We start from the raw sequence: 18,767 nt of genomic DNA, 5'->3' as shown, positions 1-18,767 counted from the left end.
CGATGACGCCCTGCGCGTTGCGCACGGGCAGCAAGGCCACCTCCACATGGCGGGTGCCGCGCACGGGAAAGTCGGTCTTGCGGCTGTACGACACGGCCTCGCCTGCAAGTGCCCGGTCCAGTTGGGGCTGGATGATGGTTCGAAACGCGTCTTCGCCCACGTGTTCCGCCATGCTGCGTCCGATGACCTGTTCCCGGGTGCCTCCCCAGTAGGCCAGGAAGGTGTCGTTCACGTGTTGAATGAGGTAGGCGGGGTCGATGTAGACCTGCAGGTCCAGGCCGGCGATGGCCATGGCGGTCAGTTCCTGGTGCTGGAGATGCCAGGCTTCCTGGCTGCGCGTGGCTTCTTCAACACGCACCGACTCGTGTTCCAGCAGGTTGATGACCAGACTGGCGAGCCGTTGCAGGGCGTCGATCTGACCAGCGTCGAGCTTGCGGGCTCTGGTATCGAGCACACACACGGTGCCCAGCGCGAGACCGTCGTGGGTGACGATGGGGGCCCCGGCATAAAACCGGGCGTCCGGGGCGCCCGTCACCAAGGGGTTCCTGCTGAAACGCGGGTCCTGCAGCAGGTCTTCGATCACCATGACGTGGTCCTGGTCAAGGATCGCATGAGAGCAAAGGGCAACTTCCCGGGACGTTTCATGCACTTCGATGCCGATACGCGACTTGAACCACTGCCGGTCCTCGTCGATCAGGCTGATGAGTGCCATGGGCGTGCCGCAGATCATCTGCGCCAGCGCCGAGATATCTTCAAAGGCCTTTTCTGGCAGGGTGTCGAGGACGCCGAGGCCGCGCAGTCGGGCCAGCCTTTGTGGTTCGTTGACGGGGATCGGAGAGGTGACCATGGCTGAGCGTTCAGAACAACGCCGAGTTGTAACACAGCCCCTTGTTTTGCATACACTTTACCGAACGATATACCCCACGGCGTCCACTTCGACACGCCCGCACAGCGAACCACTGCGGGTCCGCCCTTCGCTCAAACCGACATGCCGCCCGACACCTCGATGACCGCACCGTTGATGTACCTCGCTTCGTCGCTCGCCAGGAACGCATAGACATTGGCGATTTCTTCGGGCTGACCCAACCGGCGCAGGGGCACGCGGTGTTCCATCTCGGCGATCACCTTGTCCGGAATTGTGGAGAGGATGGGTGTGGCAATGAAGCCGGGAGCCACGGCATTCACGCGGATGCCTTTGGGGCCGAGCTCGCGGCTCCAGGTTTTGGTGAAGCCGATCACGCCGAACTTGCTGGCGGCGTAGTTGGTCTGGCCGAAATTGCCGTAAATGCCCACCACCGACGAGGCGTTGAGGATGACGCCGCTGCCCTGCGCGGTCATGTGTTCGGCCACGGCCTGCGCGCAATGGAACACGCCGCGCAGGTTCACGTCGATCACGCGGTCGAACTGCTCCAGCGTCATTTTCTGCAGCCGGGCGTCCTGTGTGATGCCGGCGTTGTTCACCAGCACGTCGATGCGGCCGAAGCGCTCCATCACCCGCGCCACCACCGCGTCGACCATGTCGCGCTGGGTCACGTCCATCACGAAACCCACGGCCTGTGCGCCCAGCGCTTCGCATTGCTGCACCGCCACGTCCACCGCGGCCTGCTTCACGTCGCAGACGATGACCACCGCGCCCTCCTGCGCAAACTTGATGGCGGTGGCCAGGCCAATGCCTTGTGCCGCGCCGGTGATGAGACTGATCTTTCCTTCGAGACGCTTCATGTTCAGTAGACGGGTTGGTGGTGGCGGACGGCGCGTTTCACGTCTTCGCTGAGTGCGAAGCCGGGACCGAACTTCCCGGCGAGCTGGGCGCAGCGCGCCTCAAACGCGTCAATGCCCATGCCGTAGATGAATTGCAGCGCACCACCGGCCCAGGCCGGAAAGCCGATGCCGAAGATGGAACCGATGTTGCCGTCGTGCACGCTGGTGAGCACTCCCTCGGCCAGGCAGCGCGCAGTCTCCACTGCCTGGCGGTAGAGCAATCGGTCCTTCACTTCCTGCAGGTCCCAGGCGTGCGCGGGCTTCTCGAACAGCGTCTTGAGCTCGGGCCACAGGGCCTTCTTTTGCCCGGCCGGGTAGTCGTAGAAGCCACCGCCAGCGGCCCGACCGGCGCGTTTGAGTTCCTTCACCATGCGCTCCACCAGCAGTTCGCCCGGCGTGGCCTCATAGGTCTTGCCCTCGGCATGGAAGTCATCGCGGGTCTGGTCGAGCACATGCACCGAAAGTGACAGTGCGGTTTCGTCCAGCACGGCCAGCGGTCCTACCGGCATGCCGGCCTGCATGGAGGCGTTTTCGATCACCGGCGCGGGAATGCCTTCGCCCAGCATGGCCGCGCCTTCCATCACGAAGGTGCCGAACGTGCGGCTGGTGTAGAAGCCACGTGAGTCGTTGACCACGATGGGCAGCTTGCCCAGCGCCTGCACATAGTCGTAGGCGCGTGCCACCGTTTCGTCGTCTGTTTCCTTGCCGCGGATGATCTCCACCAGCTTCATCTTGTCCACCGGGCTGAAGAAGTGGATGCCGACGAACTTGGCCGGGTTGACGCTGGCCTGCGCCAGGCTTGAGATGGGCAGGGTGGAGGTGTTGCTGGCGAAGAAACCACCCTCGGCCAGCATGGGCTCGGCTTCGCGCGTCACGGCGGCCTTGAGCTCGCGGTTCTCGAACACCGCTTCGATGATCAGGTCACAACCTTGCAGATCGGCCGGGTGCGCGGTGGGTGTGATGCGCTCCAGCAGGGCTTGCTGGTCGTGCGGGCTCATGCGGCCCTTGTCCACGCGCGGCTGGGTGAGCTTCACGCTGTAGGCCTTGCCGCGCTGCGCGTTCTCCAGGCTCACGTCTTCCAGCACAGTCTCGATGCCGCGGCTGGCCTGGGCGTAGGCGATGCCCGCACCCATCATGCCGGCGCCGAGGATGCCGACCTTCTTCGACTTGTAGCGCGGCACATCCTTCGGACGCGATTGCCCGCTCTTGATCGCGTTCATGTTGAAGAAGAACGTGTTGATCATGTTGCGCGCCACCGGACTCACGATGAGCTTGGCGAGGTAGCGGCTTTCGATGCGCGTGGCTGTGTCGTAGTCCACCATCGCGCCTTCGGCCATGGCCGCCAGCGCAGCTTCGGGCGCCGGGTAGAGGCCGCGTGTTTTCTGCTTGAGCATGGCTGGCGCCACGGTCAGCATGCCGGCGATCTTGGGGTTGGCCGGTGTGCCGCCCGGAATCTTGTAATCCTTCGCGTCCCAGGGGTGTTGCGCCTTGGGGTTGGCCGCTATCCACAGCAGAGCGGCTGTGCGCAGCGAGGCCGACACATCGTCGCCGTTGGCGGGCACCAGTTCGTGCACCAGGCCAAGGTCGAGTGCTTCGCGCGGGTTGAACAGCTTGCTTTCCAGAATGAATGGCTGTGCGCCCATCAAGCCCAGCAGGCGTGTCATCTTGGTGATGCCGGTGGCGCCGGGAATCAGGCCCAGCGTGATCTCGGGCAGGCCGAGCTGGATCTTGGGGTTGTCCACCGCCACGCGGTGGTGGCCCACCAGCGCCACTTCCCAGCCGCCCCCCAGCGCCGCGCCGTTGATGCAGCTCACCACCGGCACACCCAGGGTTTCCAGGGTGCGAAAGTTCTTCTTGGTTTGCTCGATTTCGGCGAACACGCGCGGTGCATCGGCCGGTGTCAGGCGCATGGTGCTCTTGAGATCGGCGCCGGCGAAGAAGGTGCTCTTGGCAGAGGCCAGGATGATGCCCTTGATCAATGCCTTGTCGCTCACCACCAGGCCGGTGGCGGTGCTCAGGTCGCGCTGCCAGTCGGCGCACATGGTGTTCACCGGCGAGCCGGGCTCGTCGAAGGTGAGGGTGGCGATGCCGTCGTGCAGTTCGTAGCGGATGGTTTTCATGTTGTTTCGGCTTGCAGTTCAGACGCGCTCAACGATGGTTGCGATACCCATGCCGCCGCCCACACACAGCGTGGCGAGGCCGTAGCGCAATTGCCGACGGTGCAACTCGTCAACCAAGGTGCCCAGAATCATCGCCCCGGTGGCGCCCAGCGGATGCCCCATGGCGATCGCGCCACCGTTCACGTTCACCTTCTCGTGCGGCACGCCCAGCTCTTTCATGAACTTCATGGGCACGGCCGCAAAGGCCTCGTTCACTTCGAACAGGTCGATCTGGTCGATGGTCAGGCCCGCCTTGGCCAGCGCCTTGCGCGCCGCCGGCATCGGACCGGTGAGCATGATGGTGGGGTCGGCGCCCGAGAGCGCCACCGACACAATGCGCGCGCGCGGCGTGAGGCCGTGTGTCTTGCCCGCAGCCTCGCTGCCGATCAGCACCGCGGTGGCGCCGTCGACGATGCCTGAGGAATTGCCTGCGTGGTGCACATGGTGGATGCGTTCGACCTGCGGGTAGCGCTGCAGTGCCACGGCATCAAACCCCATGCCGCCGAGCTGCTCGAACGCTGGCCTGAGCGCGGCCAGCCCCTCCAGCGTGGTGTGCGGTTTGATGAACTCGTCCTCGTCCAGGATGGTCTGGCCGAGGAAGTCGGTGACCGGCACGATCGAGCCCTTGAAATAACCCGCGGCGCGCGCGGCTGCGGCGCGCTTTTGCGACTCGAGCGCGAAGGCGTCCACGTCGTCACGGCTGAAGCCTTCCATCGTGGCAATCAGATCCGCGCCGATGCCCTGGGGCACGAACAGCGTGTCGCTGTTGGTGGCCGGGTCTTGCGCCCAGGCGCCGCCGTCGGAGCCGATGGGCACGCGGCTCATGCTTTCCACGCCGCCGGCCACCACCAGGTCTTCCCAGCCGCTCTTCACCTTCATGGCCGCCATGTTCACGGCCTCAAGACCGGAGGCGCAGAAGCGGTTGAGCTGCACGCCCGAGCAGCGCCAGTCCCAGCCGGCTTTGAGCGCGGCCACCTTGGCAATCACCGACCCCTGTTCGCCAATGGGCGAGACCACGCCCATGACCACGTCGTCCACTGCCGCGGTGTCGAATCCGTTGCGCTGCTGCAGGTGGGTCAACACACCGGCCAGCAGGTCGATCGGCTTGACCTCGTGCAGGCTGCCGTCTTTCTTGCCCTTGCCGCGCGGTGTGCGCACGGCATCAAATAGGAATGCTTCGCTCATGGTGTCTCCTGTGGGAAGGCGGGTGCCGCGAATCAGTATAGACTTTTGCCAAGCATCTGCTTTGTCAAATTCCCTCTCTCCCAGTTCTCCCAGTCTGATAGGTGACACATGATCGAACGCACCCTGTTCAACGCCGACCACGAAGCCTTCCGCGACAGCTTTCGCAGGTTCGTCGAGAAGGAAATCGCGCCCCACCACGAGGCCTGGGAAGAGCAGGGCTACGTGGACCGTGCGGTGTGGAGCAAGGCCGGTGAGAACGGTTTTCTCTGCATGACGCTGCCCGAGGCCTTTGGTGGCTCCGAGGCCGACAAGCTGTATTCGGTGGTGCAGATGGAGGAGATCGCGCGCACCGGTTTCACCGGCATCGGCTTCGGCCTGCACAGCGAAATCGTGGCGCCGTACATCCTCCACTACGGCACCGAGGCGCAGAAGCAGAAGTACCTGCCCAAGCTGGCCACAGGCGAGATGGTGGGCGCCATCGCCATGAGCGAACCCGCTGCCGGCAGCGATCTGCAGGGTGTGAAGTCCACCGCCATCAAGCAGGCCGATGGCAGTTACCTGCTCAACGGCAGCAAGACCTTCATCACCAACGGCTGGCATGCCGATCTGGTGATCGTGGTGGCCAAGACCGACCCGAGCGCGGGTGCCAAGGGCACCAGCCTTTTGTTGGTAGAACGCGGCATGCCGGGCTTCGAGAAGGGCAAGCGCCTGAAGAAGCTGGGCATGAAGGCGCAGGACACGTCCGAACTGTTCTTTGACAACGTGAAGGTACCGGCCGGGAACCTGCTGGGAGGCGAGGGCAAGGGTTTCATCTGCCTGATGGAGCAACTGCCCTGGGAGCGGCTGCAGATCGCCATCGGCGCAGTGGCCGCCGCGCAAGCCGCGATCGACTGGACGGTCGAGTACACCAAAGACCGCAAGGTGTTTGGCCAGGCGGTGGCCGCGTTTCAAAACACCCGCTACAAACTCGCCGAGCTGCAGACCGAAGTGCAGGTGGCGCGGGTGTTTGTCGACAAGTGCTGCGAACTGGTCAACGTGGACAAACTCGACACCGCCACCGCCAGCATGGCCAAGTACTGGTGCTCCGATCTGCAGTGCAAGGTGATGGACGAATGTGTGCAGCTCTTCGGCGGCTACGGCTACATGTGGGAATACCCCATCACCCGGGCCTACGCCGATGCGCGTGTGCAGCGTATCTACGGCGGCACCAACGAGATCATGAAAGAGGTGATCTCGCGCGCCATGGGACTGGGCGGGCGCTGAGCACCCGCCCACCTGTGCGGAAGTCGACGGATGTCACCGCTCCCTGCACCGCCGAACGTATTTATTTGGCCGCGTGTCCCGCCTCGCGGTTGACTATAAGTAGTTAAAAAGTATGATCCGCCCGTGTTTCGCAATGGGAGGGTGGATTCATGAAAAACGTCGACATCAAGCAGCTGGCCTTGTTTTGCGAGCTCATCGAGAGCCAGAGCCTGACCGAGGCGGCGTCGCGCATGAACATCACGCCGTCGGCCGCCAGCCAGGCACTCACCCGCCTGCGCAATGTGCTCAACGACGACCTCTGCGTTCGTGAGAAAAACCGCTACCAGCTGACCCCTTACGCCGACGGCGCCTACGGTGTCTTTCAGCAGATGGTTGAACTCTGGAAGGACGTGAGCAACAACGCCTGGGTCTTCAATCCGCTGGACTGCGATTCACACATCATCATGTCGTGCTATGACGCGTTTGGCGAAACCGAACTCGCCGAGCTCTACCGCAGCATCACGCGCAAGGCGCCCAAGCTGGGGCTGGACATCCATGCGCCCGCCAACGGCCCGGCCGATGTGGAGGCGCTGCGCGCTGGCGCGGTGGACGTGGTGTGCAGCCACTACGAGCCGCCAGCCGATGCGCGCGATCTCTATCGGGAAACCGTCAAACATTTCCACATCACCCATTGCTGTGTGGCCGTGGACCATCCCCGCATCCGTGACACGCTCACACTGGCGCAATACCAGGCCGAGGAGCATTTGTTGATCACCTTCCTCAAGCGCCACGGCGGACGGCGAAGTCCCATCGACCTGGAGCTGGAAGCGCGTGGGTTCCCGCCCCGCAGAACGACCATCGTCAATTCGTGGCATCTGTGTTCGGAACTGCTGGCCCGCACCGACCGGCTGGTGACCACCAGCCGCCAGCAAGCCAGACAGCTCGAACGCAGCAATCCGCGCATCCGCAGCGTGCCATTGCCCAACGACTTCGAGTGGCCCACGATGCCTGTGAACATGATCTGGCACCAGCGGACCCACAACAGCAAGCCGCATCGGTGGCTTCGTCTTCAGTTGCGGGAGTTCCTGTCGGCGGTGGCGGAAGAGCCGGTGACCGTTGGAGACAGCCCGCAGGGTGCGGTGGGCCAGATCGCCCGCTGAGGCACAGGCCTGGCGCCTCAGGCGATCAGGTCATCCAGTTGCTGCAGCTGGCGCACGGCCACTTGCTCGCTGATCTTGCGGCACATCAGGTCAAAACATTCAAATCGCACCTCTCGAACGCTGTCCATCTGCGAGGCGAGCACGATCCGCAGGTAGACCCTCAGATCGCGGGCGGACATGTCGGACACGTGTGCGCCGAGCAGGTCACCGATCAACTTTTTCACCTGTTCCAGCCGCAGCTGTTCGCAGGCCAGCTTGGTGGCGTCGTCCGTGGCGGAAGTGATCTTGCGCAGCCATTCGCGAAAGCCGGTGTTGAAGGCGCTGTTGGGGGCCCTGGTCGAATGCGATGAGTGTGCAGCCGAGGGCAAAGCGTTGGTGCGCCAGGGGTTGCGAGCGGGTTGTTTGGGTGACATGGACTTCCTCCGTTGACCGTTTTTTCGATGGAGGAAATTTAAAAGCGCAACGGGCTGGCGTCCATGTCGCCTTTGGCGAAGGCCATGTCGCAAAACTGAATAGGGAAAATCAATCGGGCGTTGACAGAACCAGTTGTGTCCTCAACACAAGCCCCTCGGGCGGCGTGTGATCGGCCAGCACCCAGGCGCGGTCGTGGTGGCTCGACGCTTCTTCCAGCAGGCCTCGCAGAAAGCGGATGGAGGCCGTGTCGAGTGCGGCAAACGGTTCGTCGATCAACGTGAGGGGGGTACCAGCTGCGAAGGCAGCGCACAGCCAGACCTTGCGTTTGCTGCCGGCGGAGAGCATGTACATCGGTTTCTCGATGTGAGGCTCCAGCGCAAAGCCGTGGGCCAACCCATTGGCCAGGCGCACGTTGAAGTGGGGGTAGCGCGCTGGCAGGCTGGCCCACCAGCTTTTCGCACTGGTCGCATCGAGTGCGTCGCTGCGTGGCTCGGTGCGAAACACATGCGCGCTCAGCGACTGGGTCGCAAAGCCGCGCAGCACGATGGATCCGCTGTCGGCTGGCAGGTCGCCCGACAGCAGGCGCAACAGCGTGGTCTTGCCGCAGCTCTCTTCTCCGGACACCACCGACAAGCCTGCGGGCAGCATCAGGTTCAGGTCATTGAACAGCGGAATGTCTGGCCAGCTGAAGTGCAGCCCTTGGACCGTCAGCACGGCATCGGTGTCGGGCAGCTCCATGCCTCAGTAACCGATGCTGTAGCGAAGGCCCTGGTGGTTGAGCACCGCGCTGCGGGGACCGATGGTCTCCAGCCGCAGGCCGGGCGCGATGTCCTGGCCCTCCTGCACCACTTTGCCGTTGGCGATCAGCATGCGCAGCGCCGGGTTCTGCGAGTAGGTGGAGCCGCTCACGTTGACCGCAGGAAGCTGGGCCCGGGCTTCGGCAGAGAGCTGGCCAAACGAGGGGATCGCCGGGGCCGCTGCCTGCGCCGCAGGCGGTGCTGTGGCGGTGGCCCCGTTGCCGGCCGGCGCGGCTGTCGGGGCCTGGACCGGCGGGGCGCTGTCCGCTGCAGGCGCCTTGGGCGCGGCAGGCGCAGGGCGCGGCGGCGCCAGGATAGGCAGCACGGGCTCTGCTGGCGAGACGGCACGATCCTCTGGGGGAGCAGGCGCAGCGGCTGGATCTGGCAGGGTTTGCGCCACGGGTGGTGCTGCTGCGGTCACGGCGTTGGGTGGCGGTGCAGAAGCTGCGGGAGCCGCCAGGGGGGCAGCCGGCGCTGCGTCGGGCGCAGCTGTCCACCACCAGACTCCCAGGGCCAGCAGAACGAACGCCAATGCTCCCACCAAGTGCCAGGGCCTCAAGGCGGGGGCACTCGCGCGTTCACGGCTGGCCGGGGGCACGAGTTGGCTTTTGAGTCCGGGCACGCGGCCTCGCTCGCGCTCGGCTTCGGCCTTCTGGAGTGCGTCAAGGATGTAGGACATGCGGTTCAGGGCTTGAGGGCAAGGAGCCGGGGTTCTTCGACTCCGCTGGCGAGGTTGACCTGCATGAAAGTGATCGGCCCCGCAACGCCGGCCGCGTCCACACCTTGTGATCGTTGAAACGCCTTGACACGCGCGTCTAGGTCGCTGGCCGAAGGCGGGACGCGGCCCTCGGTCTGCAGACTGGCGATGCGTTCGCCCAACCATAGGGCGGCAGGGCCGTCGCGGCCATCCACCAGTCTGCCGGTCTGCCCGGGTGGCGTGCGCCAGAGCGTGGCGAACTCGCCGCGCCACAGGTCGGCCAGGGCGGTCAGGGGCAGACGCCAGCGTTGCTCGCCGGATTGCAGGACCACGCTGTCGAGCGTCATCTCCGTCACCAGGACGCGTCCGGCGCCTTGCCCGGCGCCCCGCAGCACGAGGATGCCGGGGCGGTTGAGCTGGCGCAGGCCGTTGATGGTCATGCGGTCGGTGCGGTAACACTGCAGCTGGTTCTGCTGGGCATTGGCGCAGGGATCACCACCGGCCAGGGCCTGACCCCAGAACGGACCGAGCTCGCGCCACGCGGCGGCCTCGTTGTCGATCAATGAACCGAAAGCGGGTGCGCCGTCGGTAATGGGGCGAGCCTCCTCAGAAGGAGGGTCGGACAGGGCGGGTGCACCGGCGGCCGGTGGTGCGTCTGCTTCGGGCTCGCGGGCGGACGTTGTGGCCGCAACCGGCGCGCCGGCCGCAACGGGTGGGGCGACGGTCGCTGCGCCTGAGTTCACCGGCTGGAGCACAGGTGCTTGCGCGGTGCTCCACCACCAGAAGAAGGCACCAGCCACCACCGCACCACCCAGCGCGCCGGCGCCCAGGGTAGCCAGCCAGGCTGGCAGGGCACGCAGGTTGGCCACAGAACCACTGGCCGGCGTGCCGACCACTTCACCCTCGAAGACCTCCCGGGCCGCCTTCTCGACCACCGCAGCCACCACCTGCGGGGCGCCGCTGGCGTACGCCCCCAACAGGGCACGGTCGCACAGCAAGTTGATGCGCCGGGGTACGCCGCGCGCCAGGTCGTGGATGCGGGCCACCGCTTGTTTGGAAAAAGGCAGTGGCCCGCGCAGACCCGCCACCTGCATGCGGTGCTGGATGTATTGCAGGGTCTCGGCCTTGTCGAGCGTTCCAAGGTGAAAACGCGCAATCACGCGTTGGGCGAGTTGTTCGAGTTCGGGCTTGGCCAGGATGGTGCGCAACTCGGGTTGACCGATCAGGATGATCTGCAGAAGCTTGCGCTCGCTGGTCTCCAGGTTGGTCAGCAGGCGCAATTGCTCCAGCACGTACGGCGTGAGGTTCTGTGCCTCGTCGATGATGAGGACGTTGCGCTCGCCGCGTGCGTGGCTGGCCAGCAGGTAGGCGTTGAGCGGATCGAGGTGGTCCTTGATGGTGGCCGGGCCGATGCCTTCGTGCTTCACCTCGATGTGAAACTCGCTGCAGATCGTCTTGAGCAGGTCGCTGACGGTGAGCTTGGGATTGAAGATGTAGGCGACCCGGCAGTTCTCGGGCAGCTGTTCCAGGAAGCAGCGACACACCGTGGTCTTGCCGGCGCCGATTTCCCCACTGAGCAGAACGAAGCCGCCCCCACCCTGGATGCCGTAGAGCAGATGCGCCAGGGCTTCCCGGTGGCGCTCGCTCATGAAGAGGTAGCGGGGGTCCGGTGCAATGGAAAACGGGCTCTGTTTGAGCCCGAAAAACTCGGCATACATGTCCACGAGCATACCGCTGCCACTGTGGACGGACAAAGGCGCAGGACTGGAGCAGCCCTGCGCCTGAGCGAGGCGTGAGATCAGGCCGCCAGGGCCATGGCGTGTTTGGCGCTGGTCTTGCTGCCGGCGTTGACCGAGCACTCGATGTCACCCGAGAGCTGGCCACCTTCTTCGATCACGACCTTGCCGTAGCGGATGCGACCGGTCACCTTGCCGGTGGAATAGATCACCAGCTTGTTGCGCACGGTCAGGTTGCCGTCGAACACGCCGCGAATCTCGGCAATGTCGATTTCGGCAGAGCCTTTGAACTCACCCTGCTGGGCGATCTGGATCACGCGCGAGTCCATGGTCGCTTCGACCATGCCTTCAACCACCAGCGTGTCGCAATCGGTGATCTCCACGCCCTTGAGCTTGATGTTGGGACCCACGGTGAGCTTGCTGCCGCCTTCGGGCGCGCCAACTGTGCCGCTGATGGGCGCATTGGGTGTCAGGTCCACATCGGGCGTCGTTTGCAACGGTGGCGTTGGCTGTGAGGGGGTTGCCGTGCCGCCGGTGCTTTGTCCGTAGCGCGGCGTTGCCATGCCTTGGTTGAGAGGTTTCGGTTGATCAACGTCGCGTTTGCCAAAGTGCAGTGCCATGCCAGCTCCTTCAAAAAGTGAAGCAGCCATGCTAAGTGCGGCGCCGCTTACATTCGGGGTGGTTCCGTAAGAGGGGTAACGAGATGAACCGTACAAGCTGTTTCACTTTTCCGGTGCGGCCCGCTTGCGCGATTCCATTTCACGGACAAGGGCACGTGCCTCGTCGCCTTCAGGAATCGGCTTGCCGCTGTCGCGCCACTGCACCGCATCCTTGAAGCCTGCTTCCTGTGCGTACCGGCGAAACCACACGCCTTCGGGGTTGTGGCGCGTGATGCCGTCGAACACCGTGGCCATCATCTGCGTCTGCTCAAGCCCCATGGTGAGCATGGCCTGGTTGACCACCATCTTTTGCATGGCCAGGTGCGAGCGCGGCACGCCGGCGATGCGTTCGGCCAGCGCCATCGTCACGGCTTCCAGCCGTTCCAGCGGCACGGACTCGTTGGCCAGGCCCCAGGCGGCGGCGGTGCGGCCATCGATCACGTTGCCGGTGAACATCATCTCTTTGGCACGCATGGCGCCCAGCCGGTAGGTCCACATGGCGGTGGTGGGACAGCCCCACACACGGGTGGGCATGTAGCCGATGCGCGCGTCTTCGGCCATCACCATCAGGTCGCAGCACAGCGCGATGTCGCTGCCCCCGGCCACCGCCGCACCGTGCACCTTGGCAATGGTGGGCTTGGGGCTGCGCCACAGTGCCATGAAGTCCTCGGTGTTGCGCTTCATGTACGCGTAATCGACCATCGGGTCCCAGGGCGCGCGCTCCTGCTGGCAGGGGTGGTCGATCTCGCCTTCGCCGAACAGCGAGAGGTCGTAGCCGCCGCAGAAGCCCTTGCCCGCGCCTTCCACCACGATCACGTGCACCTCGTCGTCGGCGTTGGCCCAGTCCACCGCAGCGCGGATCTCGCGCGGCATCTCGTCGTTGATGGCATTGAGCCGCTCGGGCCGGTTGAGCAGCAGGCGGGCCACGCGGGGCTGCTGGTCGTGCTTGTCGATGCGCAGGGTGGTGAAGGTGGGCATGTGTGTCTCCTGGGTTTTTTTTGGATGATAGCCAGAGGCAACTCAGGCTTGCCTGAAAAAGGTTGCGCATACAACCAAACGGTCATACAGTTGCGCACGCAACCAAAATGAAGAGACCGTCCATGACCCTGCCTGCCCATGTTCCCGTGTTGATCGCCGGCGGCGGCCCTGTTGGCCTCACCCTCTCGGCCTTGTTGTCGGCCCAGGGCATCGCCAACCTCGTGATCGAGGCCGATGAGAGCTATTGCACCGGAAGCCGCGCCATCTGCATGTCGCGCCGTTCGCAGGAGATCCTGGGTTGGGCGGGCGCAGACAAGGCACTGGTGGACAAGGGCCTCAGCTGGGTGGGCGGTCGCAGCTATTGGCGTCACAACGAGGTGCTTCATTTCCAGATGCCGAGTGAGCCGACGCAGCGGTACGCACCCATGGTCAACATCCAGCAGTTTTATGTGGAAGAGTTCGCCCACCGGGCCGCGCAAAGCGGGGCCAAACCGGCTCAGGTGCAATGGGCCAGCCGTGTGAGTGCGGTGAAACCGGAGGACGGTGGGGTTGAGGTCGAGGTGATCACACCCGAAGGCCTGCAGACCGTTCGCGCCGACTGGCTGGTGGCTTGCGACGGCGGGCGCAGCACGGTGCGTGAGCAGCTTGGCCTGCAGCTCGAAGGCACGCAGTACGACGGCAAATACGTGATCGTCGACGTGGTGCAGAAGACGCGCCGCGCGGTGGAGCGCCTGGCCTGGTTCGACCCGCCGTCCAACCCCGGCTCCACCATCCTCATGCACCGCCAGCCCGACGACGTCTGGCGCATCGACTACCAGATCCGCGACGACGAAGACCCGCTGGAGGCGGTGAAGCCCGAGAACGTGCTGCCGCGTGTGCAGAGCCACTTGGCCATGATCGGTGAAGACGAGCCCTGGGAGCCGTTGTGGATATCGATCTACAACGCCAAGTGCCTCACGCTGCCGAGCTACCGCCACGGGCGGGTGATGTTCGCGGGCGATGCGGCGCACCTCGTGCCCATCTTCGGCGTGCGTGGCCTCAACTCGGGGCTGGACGACGCAGGCAACCTGGCCTGGAAGCTGGCGCGCGTGGTGCGCGGGCAGTCGCCCCACTCCTTGCTGGATTCGTATTCCACCGAGCGCGTGCACGCCACGCGCGAAAACATCGCCTACGGCGCCAAGAGCACCGAGTTCATGGCGCCGCCCAACTTCGCCTACAAGCTGATGCGCGAGGCCACGCTGCGGCTGGCCGAGGGCGATGCGCAGGTGCGATCGCTCATCAACCCGCGCCAGTCCACGCCCATCACCTACGTGGGCTCGCCGTTGAACGCGGTTGCCACTGACGGCTGGAGTCACGACATGGCTGCCCCGGGATCACCGGCACCCGAAGCCTTGCTGCAGGACGGCCAGGGCGCCTTTCACCTCAGCAGCCGTTTCGGTCGGGACTTTCTGGTGCTCACGTTCGGTTCTGTTGACCAACCAGCGCCGTCCTTGCCAGGCCTGGAGTCGCTGGGCATCGACGCTGCGACGGACGTGCACGGGCAAGCCTGGCAGCGATACGGACTTTCAGGAGCACAGGACAAGGCCCTGGTGCTCGTGCGTCCCGACGGGTACGTGATGGGCCGCTGGCACGGCCACGATCCCGCGCCCCTGCTCAAAAGTCTGACCACCACCGGAGTGTTCGCATGACCGACGCCGACCTGGACCGCAGCTACAGCGCACTGTGCGAAGCCCTCACCCGAGTGGGTGAGGACAAGGCTCTGCTGTTCCTCTCCATGCTCAGCCTGTCGCTGATGGCCCGCCTGCAGCAGGCCGACGAGGTGCTGCCGCTGATGGCGCATGCCGAGCGCCAGTGCGCCGACGGAGCCGGTGATGGCCACTGACACGCCACCGCCCGCGCTGCAGGATTTCCTCACCTGGCGCCTGCATCGCCTGGCCAAACTAACCGACCGGCAGTCCATCGACGCTTACGCCAACGTCTTCGGGCTGGGTGTGGGCGAAGCGCGCTGCCTGGCCGCCATCGGTCAGTTCGCGCCGCTGTCGGTGAAAGACCTCGCTGCGCAAGCCAACCTCGACAAGGCCCAGGCCAGCCGGGCCGCGCAGATGCTGGTGGAGCGCGATCTGGTGCTGAAGTCGGCCAGTGAAACGGATGCGCGGGGCGTGGTGCTCAGGCTCACGCGCACCGGCCGGCCGCTGTGGAAGCGGGTGATGCAGCTGATCGAACGGCGCAACGCGGACATCTTTGGCTGTTTGTCAGAGGCCGAGCAGCGCCAGCTGGAAGCCATGCTCGACCGCCTCATCGCCCATGCCCACGCCCGGCCGGAGGGCAGTAGCCCTGCAACCCCCTGAAATCAGGGGCAGCCCGTAAAATCGAGGGTTTTCCACCCACCCGCGCTCCGGGTCTGTGTCACCCCATGAACGCCCCCATCGACGTCTCCTTTTTCGCTCGCGCTGCCAAGCCGATCACCAGCTACCGCCCTTACTGGGCCAAGCGCTTCGGTGTGGCGCCCATGCTGCCCATGAGCCGCGCCGAGATGGAGAAGCTGGGCTGGGACAGCTGCGACATCATTCTGGTGACGGGCGACGCGTATGTGGACCACCCCAGCTTCGGCATGGCGGTGGTGGGGCGTGTGCTGGAAGCGCAGGGCTTTCGCGTGGGCATCATCGCCCAGCCCGACTGGCAGAGCGCCGAGCCCTTCAAGGCCCTGGGCAAGCCCAACCTGTTCTGGGGCGTGACCGCCGGGAACATGGATTCCATGATCAACCGCTACACGGCGGACCGCAAGATCCGCAGCGACGACGCCTACACACCGGGCGACGTGGGCGGCAAACGGCCCGACCGCGCGGCCATCGTTTACAGCCAGCGCTGCCGCGAGGCCTTCAAGGACGTGCCCATCGTGCTCGGCGGCATTGAAGGCAGCTTGCGCCGCATCGCCCACTACGACTACTGGAGCGACAAGGTGCGCCGCAGCATCGTGGTGGACAGCAAGTGCGACCTGCTGCTCTACGGCAACGCCGAGCGCGCCTTGGTCGAGGTGGCGCACCGCATCGCCGCGCGTGAGCCGATCGAGCGCATCACCGACGTGCGCGGTACCGCGTTTGTGCGGCGCCCTGGTGACCCCACGGCGGAGGGCTGGATCGAGATCGACTCGACCGAGGTGGACATGCCGGGCCGCGTGGAAGATCACATCAACCCGTACCTGACGACCAGCGAGCAGGCGCAGGCGCAAGGGGAGACGTGCTCGAAGGACGATGGCAATGCCGAGCCCGCAATGGCCAACCCGGCCATCCAGCCGCTGAAGTTCGTGCCCAACCCCGCCCTGCAGAGCAGACGCAAGCCCCCCGCGCGCGATCGCAGCGTGATCCGCCTGCCCAGCTACGAGCAGGTCAAGAGCGACGCTGTGCTCTATGCCCACGCCAACCGCGTGCTGCACCTGGAAACCAACCCCGGCAACGCCCGCGCGCTGGTGCAGGCGCACGGCGAAGGCGCAACCGCACGCGACGTGTGGATCAACCCGCCGCCGATTCCGCTGACCACGGCCGAGATGGACTTTGTCTTCGATCTGCCGTACGCCCGCAGCCCGCACCCGGCCTACGCCGACGAGCACGGCAAGCACGACGGCGCGACCAAGATCCCGGCCTGGGAAATGATCCGCTTCAGCGTGAACATCATGCGTGGCTGCTTCGGCGGCTGCACCTTCTGCTCGATCACCGAGCACGAGGGCCGCATCATCCAGAGCCGCTCGGAAGAATCGATCATCAAGGAGGTGGAAGACATCCGCGACAAGGTGGAAGGCTTCACCGGCGTGGTGTCCGACCTCGGCGGCCCGACCGCCAACATGTACCGCCTGGGCTGCAAGACGCCGGAGATTGAGGCCGCCTGCCGCAAGCCCAGCTGCGTCTACCCCGGCATCTGCTCCAACCTCACCACCGACCACGGCCCGCTGATCAAGATCTACAAGAGGGCGCGCGAACTGCGCGGCATCAAGAAGGTGCTGATCGGCTCCGGTTTGCGCTACGACCTGGCCATCAAGAGCCCGGAGTACGTGAAGGAACTGGTGCAGCACCACGTCGGCGGTTACCTCAAGATCGCGCCCGAGCACACCGAGGGCGGGCCGCTGTCCAAGATGATGAAGCCCGGCATCGGCAGCTACGACAAGTTCAAGCAGCTGTTCGAGAAGTTCAGCGAAGAGGCAGGCAAGAAGCAGTACCTCATTCCGTACTTCATCGCCGCCCACCCCGGCACCAGCGACGAAGACATGATGAACCTCGCGGTCTGGCTGAAGAAGAACGGCTTTCGCGCCGACCAGGTGCAGACCTTCTACCCCAGCCCCATGGCCACCGCCACGGCGATGTACCACACCAACCTGAATCCGCTCAAGGGCATCAGCCGCGATGCGCAGCGTGCCGAGCGGGTGGACATCGTGCGCGGCGACAAGCGCCGCCGCCTGCACAAGGCGTTTCTGCGCTATCACGATTCGAACAACTGGCCGCTGCTGCGCGAAGCGCTGAAAACCATGGGCCGCGCGGATTTGATCGGCAACGGCAAGCACCACCTGATCCCCACCTTCCAGCCGATGACGGATGGCAGCTACCAGAGTGCGCGCCGCAAGAACAGCACGCCGGTGGGCAAAACGGTGCAACCCGCGGCTGGCCGCCTGCTCACGCAGCACACCGGTTTGCCGCCGCGGGTGACCGGTGCCGGGCGCCCGGGTTCGCCCGTTGGGGCGGGCAAGCGCAAGTCGCGCTGAGGTTCAGGTGGACGGCGGCGGAGGTGGCGAGTCGGTGAATGCGGGCGACACGATCCAGGCCAGCAGCGCCAACGTGTTCAACGCCACCGTGGTCCAGTAGTACAGCCGGAACTTCTGCTTGCTCGTCTTGTGGCGCAGGATCTGCTGCGCAAACCAGGCTCCCGGCCAACCACCGACGAGTGCCAGCGCGTGAAGCTGGTCTTCGGGTGTGCGTTGGGTCTCGTTGATGGCGGCGTCCTTGTCGCGCCAGTACATGTAGAACGTGCCCAGGTTGATCAGCACCACGGCGGTCAGGATCACCCAGGGAAAGCGGCCCAGGCCGATGCCCACCAGCCACAGCAGCAGCCAGAAGGCGATCAGCCCCAGGCCGATCCACAGCGGCAGCTCTTCACGGCGCTTCTCGCGTGGCAAGGGGGATCTTTTGGCGGGCGCGGTGCGCGGCAGCAGTTCGGCCTCGGGGGGCGTCAAGGGCTTGGGCACCTCGAACGGCGTCTTCACCTCGTTGCGCAATGGCTCCACCGACAGCGCGCGCGGTCCCTTGCCGCCCACATGGATCTCCTGGAACGTGACCGGCAGCCCTTCGCTGGGTGGCTGGTGGCCACTGAAGTCCCGCACATGAAAAAAGATGTCGGCGGCGGTTTGCTCGCTGCGGATGAAGCCGAACGCCTTGGCAGGATCCCAGCGGACCACGGTTCCCTGTTTTCGCATGGTGTTGAGTGATGGATCGAAGGAGGGGTGGTGGCTTGCCAGGTCATCCCGAATGGCGCAAAATGCGCCAAACAGGAGATGTTTCATGTCCACCGCCACCGGTTCTGCATTTTCCTCTGTCAAGCTGCCCGCCGGGCTGGTTCAGCAAGCGCGTGAGGCGGCGCAGCCACAGCGGCGCTCGGTCGCCGGGCAAATCGAGTACTGGGCCACGCTCGGGCGCATCGCCGAAGAGACCGGCCTCACCGTGCAGGAAGCGCGCGAGGCCATTGCCCGCTACGACGCCGCCGCGCGGCACGCGGTGCCGGCCGATCCGCTGGATGCCATCGAGGCGCGCTTCCTGGCTGCCGAATCCAGCGGCCGGCTGGCCCAGGCGGTTCGCCAGACTGTGCAGGACAACCGCAGCAAAGCCCCCGCCGCCCGCCGCGCTGCGTGACGCCACCGGTCTTTTACCTGCTCGCCGGGCCCAACGGCGCCGGCAAGTCCACGCTCTACCGCGCCGCCGTGGCCGAGGAGCTGATCCC

General features: G+C 65.2%; 18 protein-coding genes. 7 read left to right on the top strand and 11 right to left on the bottom strand.

The features are described from left to right. The 4 genes from Q0C59_RS08760 to Q0C59_RS08745 form a co-directional block, all read right to left on the bottom strand. On the bottom strand, positions 1 to 847 hold an 847-nt coding region (locus Q0C59_RS08760), incomplete at its 3' end, for a GAF domain-containing protein (RefSeq protein ID WP_291214179.1). Positions 848 to 978: 131 nt separating this feature from the next. After that, entirely contained in the window at positions 979 to 1,722 is a 744-nt protein-coding gene (fabG, locus tag Q0C59_RS08755; protein ID WP_291214177.1) for a 3-oxoacyl-ACP reductase FabG, read from the bottom strand. 2 nt (positions 1,723 to 1,724) lie between these two features. Then, on the bottom strand, positions 1,725 to 3,881 hold the full coding sequence (locus Q0C59_RS08750; protein ID WP_291214175.1) for a 3-hydroxyacyl-CoA dehydrogenase NAD-binding domain-containing protein: 2,157 nt from the start codon (positions 3,879 to 3,881) through the stop codon (positions 1,725 to 1,727). An 18-nt stretch (positions 3,882 to 3,899) separates the two neighbouring features. Next, positions 3,900 to 5,105, bottom strand: coding sequence for an acetyl-CoA C-acetyltransferase (locus Q0C59_RS08745; protein WP_291214173.1), 1,206 nt, complete (start codon positions 5,103 to 5,105; stop codon positions 3,900 to 3,902). A 108-nt stretch (positions 5,106 to 5,213) separates the two neighbouring features. On the opposite strand from Q0C59_RS08745, the gene Q0C59_RS08740 reads away from it, so the two are divergent. Continuing rightward, on the top strand, positions 5,214 to 6,368 hold the full coding sequence (locus Q0C59_RS08740) for an acyl-CoA dehydrogenase family protein (protein WP_291214171.1): 1,155 nt from the start codon (positions 5,214 to 5,216) through the stop codon (positions 6,366 to 6,368). A gap of 149 nt (positions 6,369 to 6,517) precedes the next feature. Further along, the gene (locus Q0C59_RS08735; protein ID WP_291214169.1) at positions 6,518 to 7,507 is read left to right on the top strand and encodes a LysR family transcriptional regulator; all 990 of its coding nucleotides are present in this window, start codon (positions 6,518 to 6,520) and stop codon (positions 7,505 to 7,507) included. Between the two features lie 17 nt (positions 7,508 to 7,524). On the opposite strand, the gene Q0C59_RS08730 is transcribed toward Q0C59_RS08735, so the two are convergent. The 6 genes from Q0C59_RS08730 to Q0C59_RS08705 form a co-directional block, all read right to left on the bottom strand. Then, on the bottom strand, positions 7,525 to 7,920 hold the full coding sequence (locus tag Q0C59_RS08730; protein ID WP_291214167.1) for a hypothetical protein: 396 nt from the start codon (positions 7,918 to 7,920) through the stop codon (positions 7,525 to 7,527). Positions 7,921 to 8,029: 109 nt separating this feature from the next. Further along, positions 8,030 to 8,659: an ATP-binding cassette domain-containing protein gene (locus tag Q0C59_RS08725; protein WP_291214165.1), complete on the bottom strand. Its 630-nt coding sequence runs from the start codon at positions 8,657 to 8,659 to the stop codon at positions 8,030 to 8,032. A gap of 3 nt (positions 8,660 to 8,662) precedes the next feature. Further along, positions 8,663 to 9,397 (bottom strand): general secretion pathway protein GspB, encoded by a 735-nt coding sequence (locus Q0C59_RS08720; RefSeq protein WP_291214163.1) that lies wholly within the window; start codon positions 9,395 to 9,397, stop codon positions 8,663 to 8,665. Positions 9,398 to 9,402: 5 nt separating this feature from the next. Continuing rightward, on the bottom strand, positions 9,403 to 11,145 hold the full coding sequence (locus Q0C59_RS08715; protein WP_366518818.1) for an AAA family ATPase: 1,743 nt from the start codon (positions 11,143 to 11,145) through the stop codon (positions 9,403 to 9,405). 68 nt (positions 11,146 to 11,213) lie between these two features. Then, a complete protein-coding gene (locus Q0C59_RS08710) occupies positions 11,214 to 11,771 on the bottom strand; it encodes a polymer-forming cytoskeletal protein (RefSeq protein ID WP_291214161.1) in 558 nt (185 codons plus the stop codon). Positions 11,772 to 11,873: 102 nt separating this feature from the next. Next, entirely contained in the window at positions 11,874 to 12,788 is a 915-nt protein-coding gene (locus Q0C59_RS08705) for a crotonase/enoyl-CoA hydratase family protein (protein ID WP_291214159.1), read from the bottom strand. A 122-nt stretch (positions 12,789 to 12,910) separates the two neighbouring features. On the opposite strand from Q0C59_RS08705, the gene Q0C59_RS08700 reads away from it, so the two are divergent. The 4 genes from Q0C59_RS08700 to Q0C59_RS08685 all read left to right on the top strand — a co-directional run bounded on the left by Q0C59_RS08700 (position 12,911) and on the right by Q0C59_RS08685 (position 17,538). After that, entirely contained in the window at positions 12,911 to 14,476 is a 1,566-nt protein-coding gene (locus Q0C59_RS08700) for an FAD-dependent oxidoreductase (protein ID WP_407066550.1), read from the top strand. Beyond that, positions 14,473 to 14,670 carry a hypothetical protein gene (locus Q0C59_RS08695; protein ID WP_291214155.1) on the top strand — a complete coding sequence of 66 codons (198 nt, stop codon included), beginning with the start codon at positions 14,473 to 14,475 and terminating at the stop codon, positions 14,668 to 14,670. Before Q0C59_RS08700 ends, Q0C59_RS08695 begins: the two co-directional genes overlap by 4 nt. Next, positions 14,660 to 15,136, top strand: a complete 477-nt coding sequence (locus Q0C59_RS08690; RefSeq protein ID WP_291214153.1) for a MarR family winged helix-turn-helix transcriptional regulator — start codon at positions 14,660 to 14,662, stop codon at positions 15,134 to 15,136. Before Q0C59_RS08695 ends, Q0C59_RS08690 begins: the two co-directional genes overlap by 11 nt. A 65-nt stretch (positions 15,137 to 15,201) precedes the next feature. Continuing rightward, positions 15,202 to 17,538 (top strand): YgiQ family radical SAM protein, encoded by a 2,337-nt coding sequence (locus Q0C59_RS08685; protein WP_291214151.1) that lies wholly within the window; start codon positions 15,202 to 15,204, stop codon positions 17,536 to 17,538. Between the two features lie 3 nt (positions 17,539 to 17,541). On the opposite strand, the gene Q0C59_RS08680 is transcribed toward Q0C59_RS08685, so the two are convergent. Then, positions 17,542 to 18,246 carry a cold shock and DUF1294 domain-containing protein gene (locus Q0C59_RS08680; RefSeq protein WP_291214149.1) on the bottom strand — a complete coding sequence of 235 codons (705 nt, stop codon included), beginning with the start codon at positions 18,244 to 18,246 and terminating at the stop codon, positions 17,542 to 17,544. 85 nt (positions 18,247 to 18,331) lie between these two features. Here Q0C59_RS08680 and Q0C59_RS08675 point away from each other — a divergent pair, with 85 nt between their 5' ends. Beyond that, positions 18,332 to 18,679 (top strand): TA system antitoxin ParD family protein, encoded by a 348-nt coding sequence (locus Q0C59_RS08675; RefSeq protein WP_291214147.1) that lies wholly within the window; start codon positions 18,332 to 18,334, stop codon positions 18,677 to 18,679. Positions 18,680 to 18,767 lie beyond the last annotated feature (88 nt).

It is taken from the genome of Hydrogenophaga sp. (genome assembly GCF_022844385.1).
In the GTDB taxonomy this organism is placed as follows: domain Bacteria; phylum Pseudomonadota; class Gammaproteobacteria; order Burkholderiales; family Burkholderiaceae_C; genus Hydrogenophaga.
This window is presented reverse-complemented; position numbering and strand designations above follow the sequence as displayed.

What these genes read in the sequence shown, in the direction of transcription:
- fabG (WP_291214177.1), bottom strand. Translation starts at nt 1,722, where the DNA reads ATGAAGCGTCTCGAAGGAAAGATCAGTCTCATCACCGGCGCGGCACAA.
- Q0C59_RS08750 (WP_291214175.1), bottom strand. Translation starts at nt 3,881, where the DNA reads ATGAAAACCATCCGCTACGAACTGCACGACGGCATCGCCACCCTCACC.
- Q0C59_RS08745 (WP_291214173.1), bottom strand. Translation starts at nt 5,105, where the DNA reads ATGAGCGAAGCATTCCTATTTGATGCCGTGCGCACACCGCGCGGCAAG.
- Q0C59_RS08740 (WP_291214171.1), top strand. Translation starts at nt 5,214, where the DNA reads ATGATCGAACGCACCCTGTTCAACGCCGACCACGAAGCCTTCCGCGAC.
- Q0C59_RS08735 (WP_291214169.1), top strand. Translation starts at nt 6,518, where the DNA reads ATGAAAAACGTCGACATCAAGCAGCTGGCCTTGTTTTGCGAGCTCATC.
- Q0C59_RS08730 (WP_291214167.1), bottom strand. Translation starts at nt 7,920, where the DNA reads ATGTCACCCAAACAACCCGCTCGCAACCCCTGGCGCACCAACGCTTTG.
- Q0C59_RS08725 (WP_291214165.1), bottom strand. Translation starts at nt 8,659, where the DNA reads ATGGAGCTGCCCGACACCGATGCCGTGCTGACGGTCCAAGGGCTGCAC.
- Q0C59_RS08720 (WP_291214163.1), bottom strand. Translation starts at nt 9,397, where the DNA reads ATGTCCTACATCCTTGACGCACTCCAGAAGGCCGAAGCCGAGCGCGAG.
- Q0C59_RS08715 (WP_366518818.1), bottom strand. Translation starts at nt 11,145, where the DNA reads ATGCTCGTGGACATGTATGCCGAGTTTTTCGGGCTCAAACAGAGCCCG.
- Q0C59_RS08710 (WP_291214161.1), bottom strand. Translation starts at nt 11,771, where the DNA reads ATGGCACTGCACTTTGGCAAACGCGACGTTGATCAACCGAAACCTCTC.
- Q0C59_RS08705 (WP_291214159.1), bottom strand. Translation starts at nt 12,788, where the DNA reads ATGCCCACCTTCACCACCCTGCGCATCGACAAGCACGACCAGCAGCCC.
- Q0C59_RS08700 (WP_407066550.1), top strand. Translation starts at nt 12,911, where the DNA reads ATGACCCTGCCTGCCCATGTTCCCGTGTTGATCGCCGGCGGCGGCCCT.
- Q0C59_RS08695 (WP_291214155.1), top strand. Translation starts at nt 14,473, where the DNA reads ATGACCGACGCCGACCTGGACCGCAGCTACAGCGCACTGTGCGAAGCC.
- Q0C59_RS08690 (WP_291214153.1), top strand. Translation starts at nt 14,660, where the DNA reads ATGGCCACTGACACGCCACCGCCCGCGCTGCAGGATTTCCTCACCTGG.
- Q0C59_RS08685 (WP_291214151.1), top strand. Translation starts at nt 15,202, where the DNA reads ATGAACGCCCCCATCGACGTCTCCTTTTTCGCTCGCGCTGCCAAGCCG.
- Q0C59_RS08680 (WP_291214149.1), bottom strand. Translation starts at nt 18,246, where the DNA reads ATGCGAAAACAGGGAACCGTGGTCCGCTGGGATCCTGCCAAGGCGTTC.
- Q0C59_RS08675 (WP_291214147.1), top strand. Translation starts at nt 18,332, where the DNA reads ATGTCCACCGCCACCGGTTCTGCATTTTCCTCTGTCAAGCTGCCCGCC.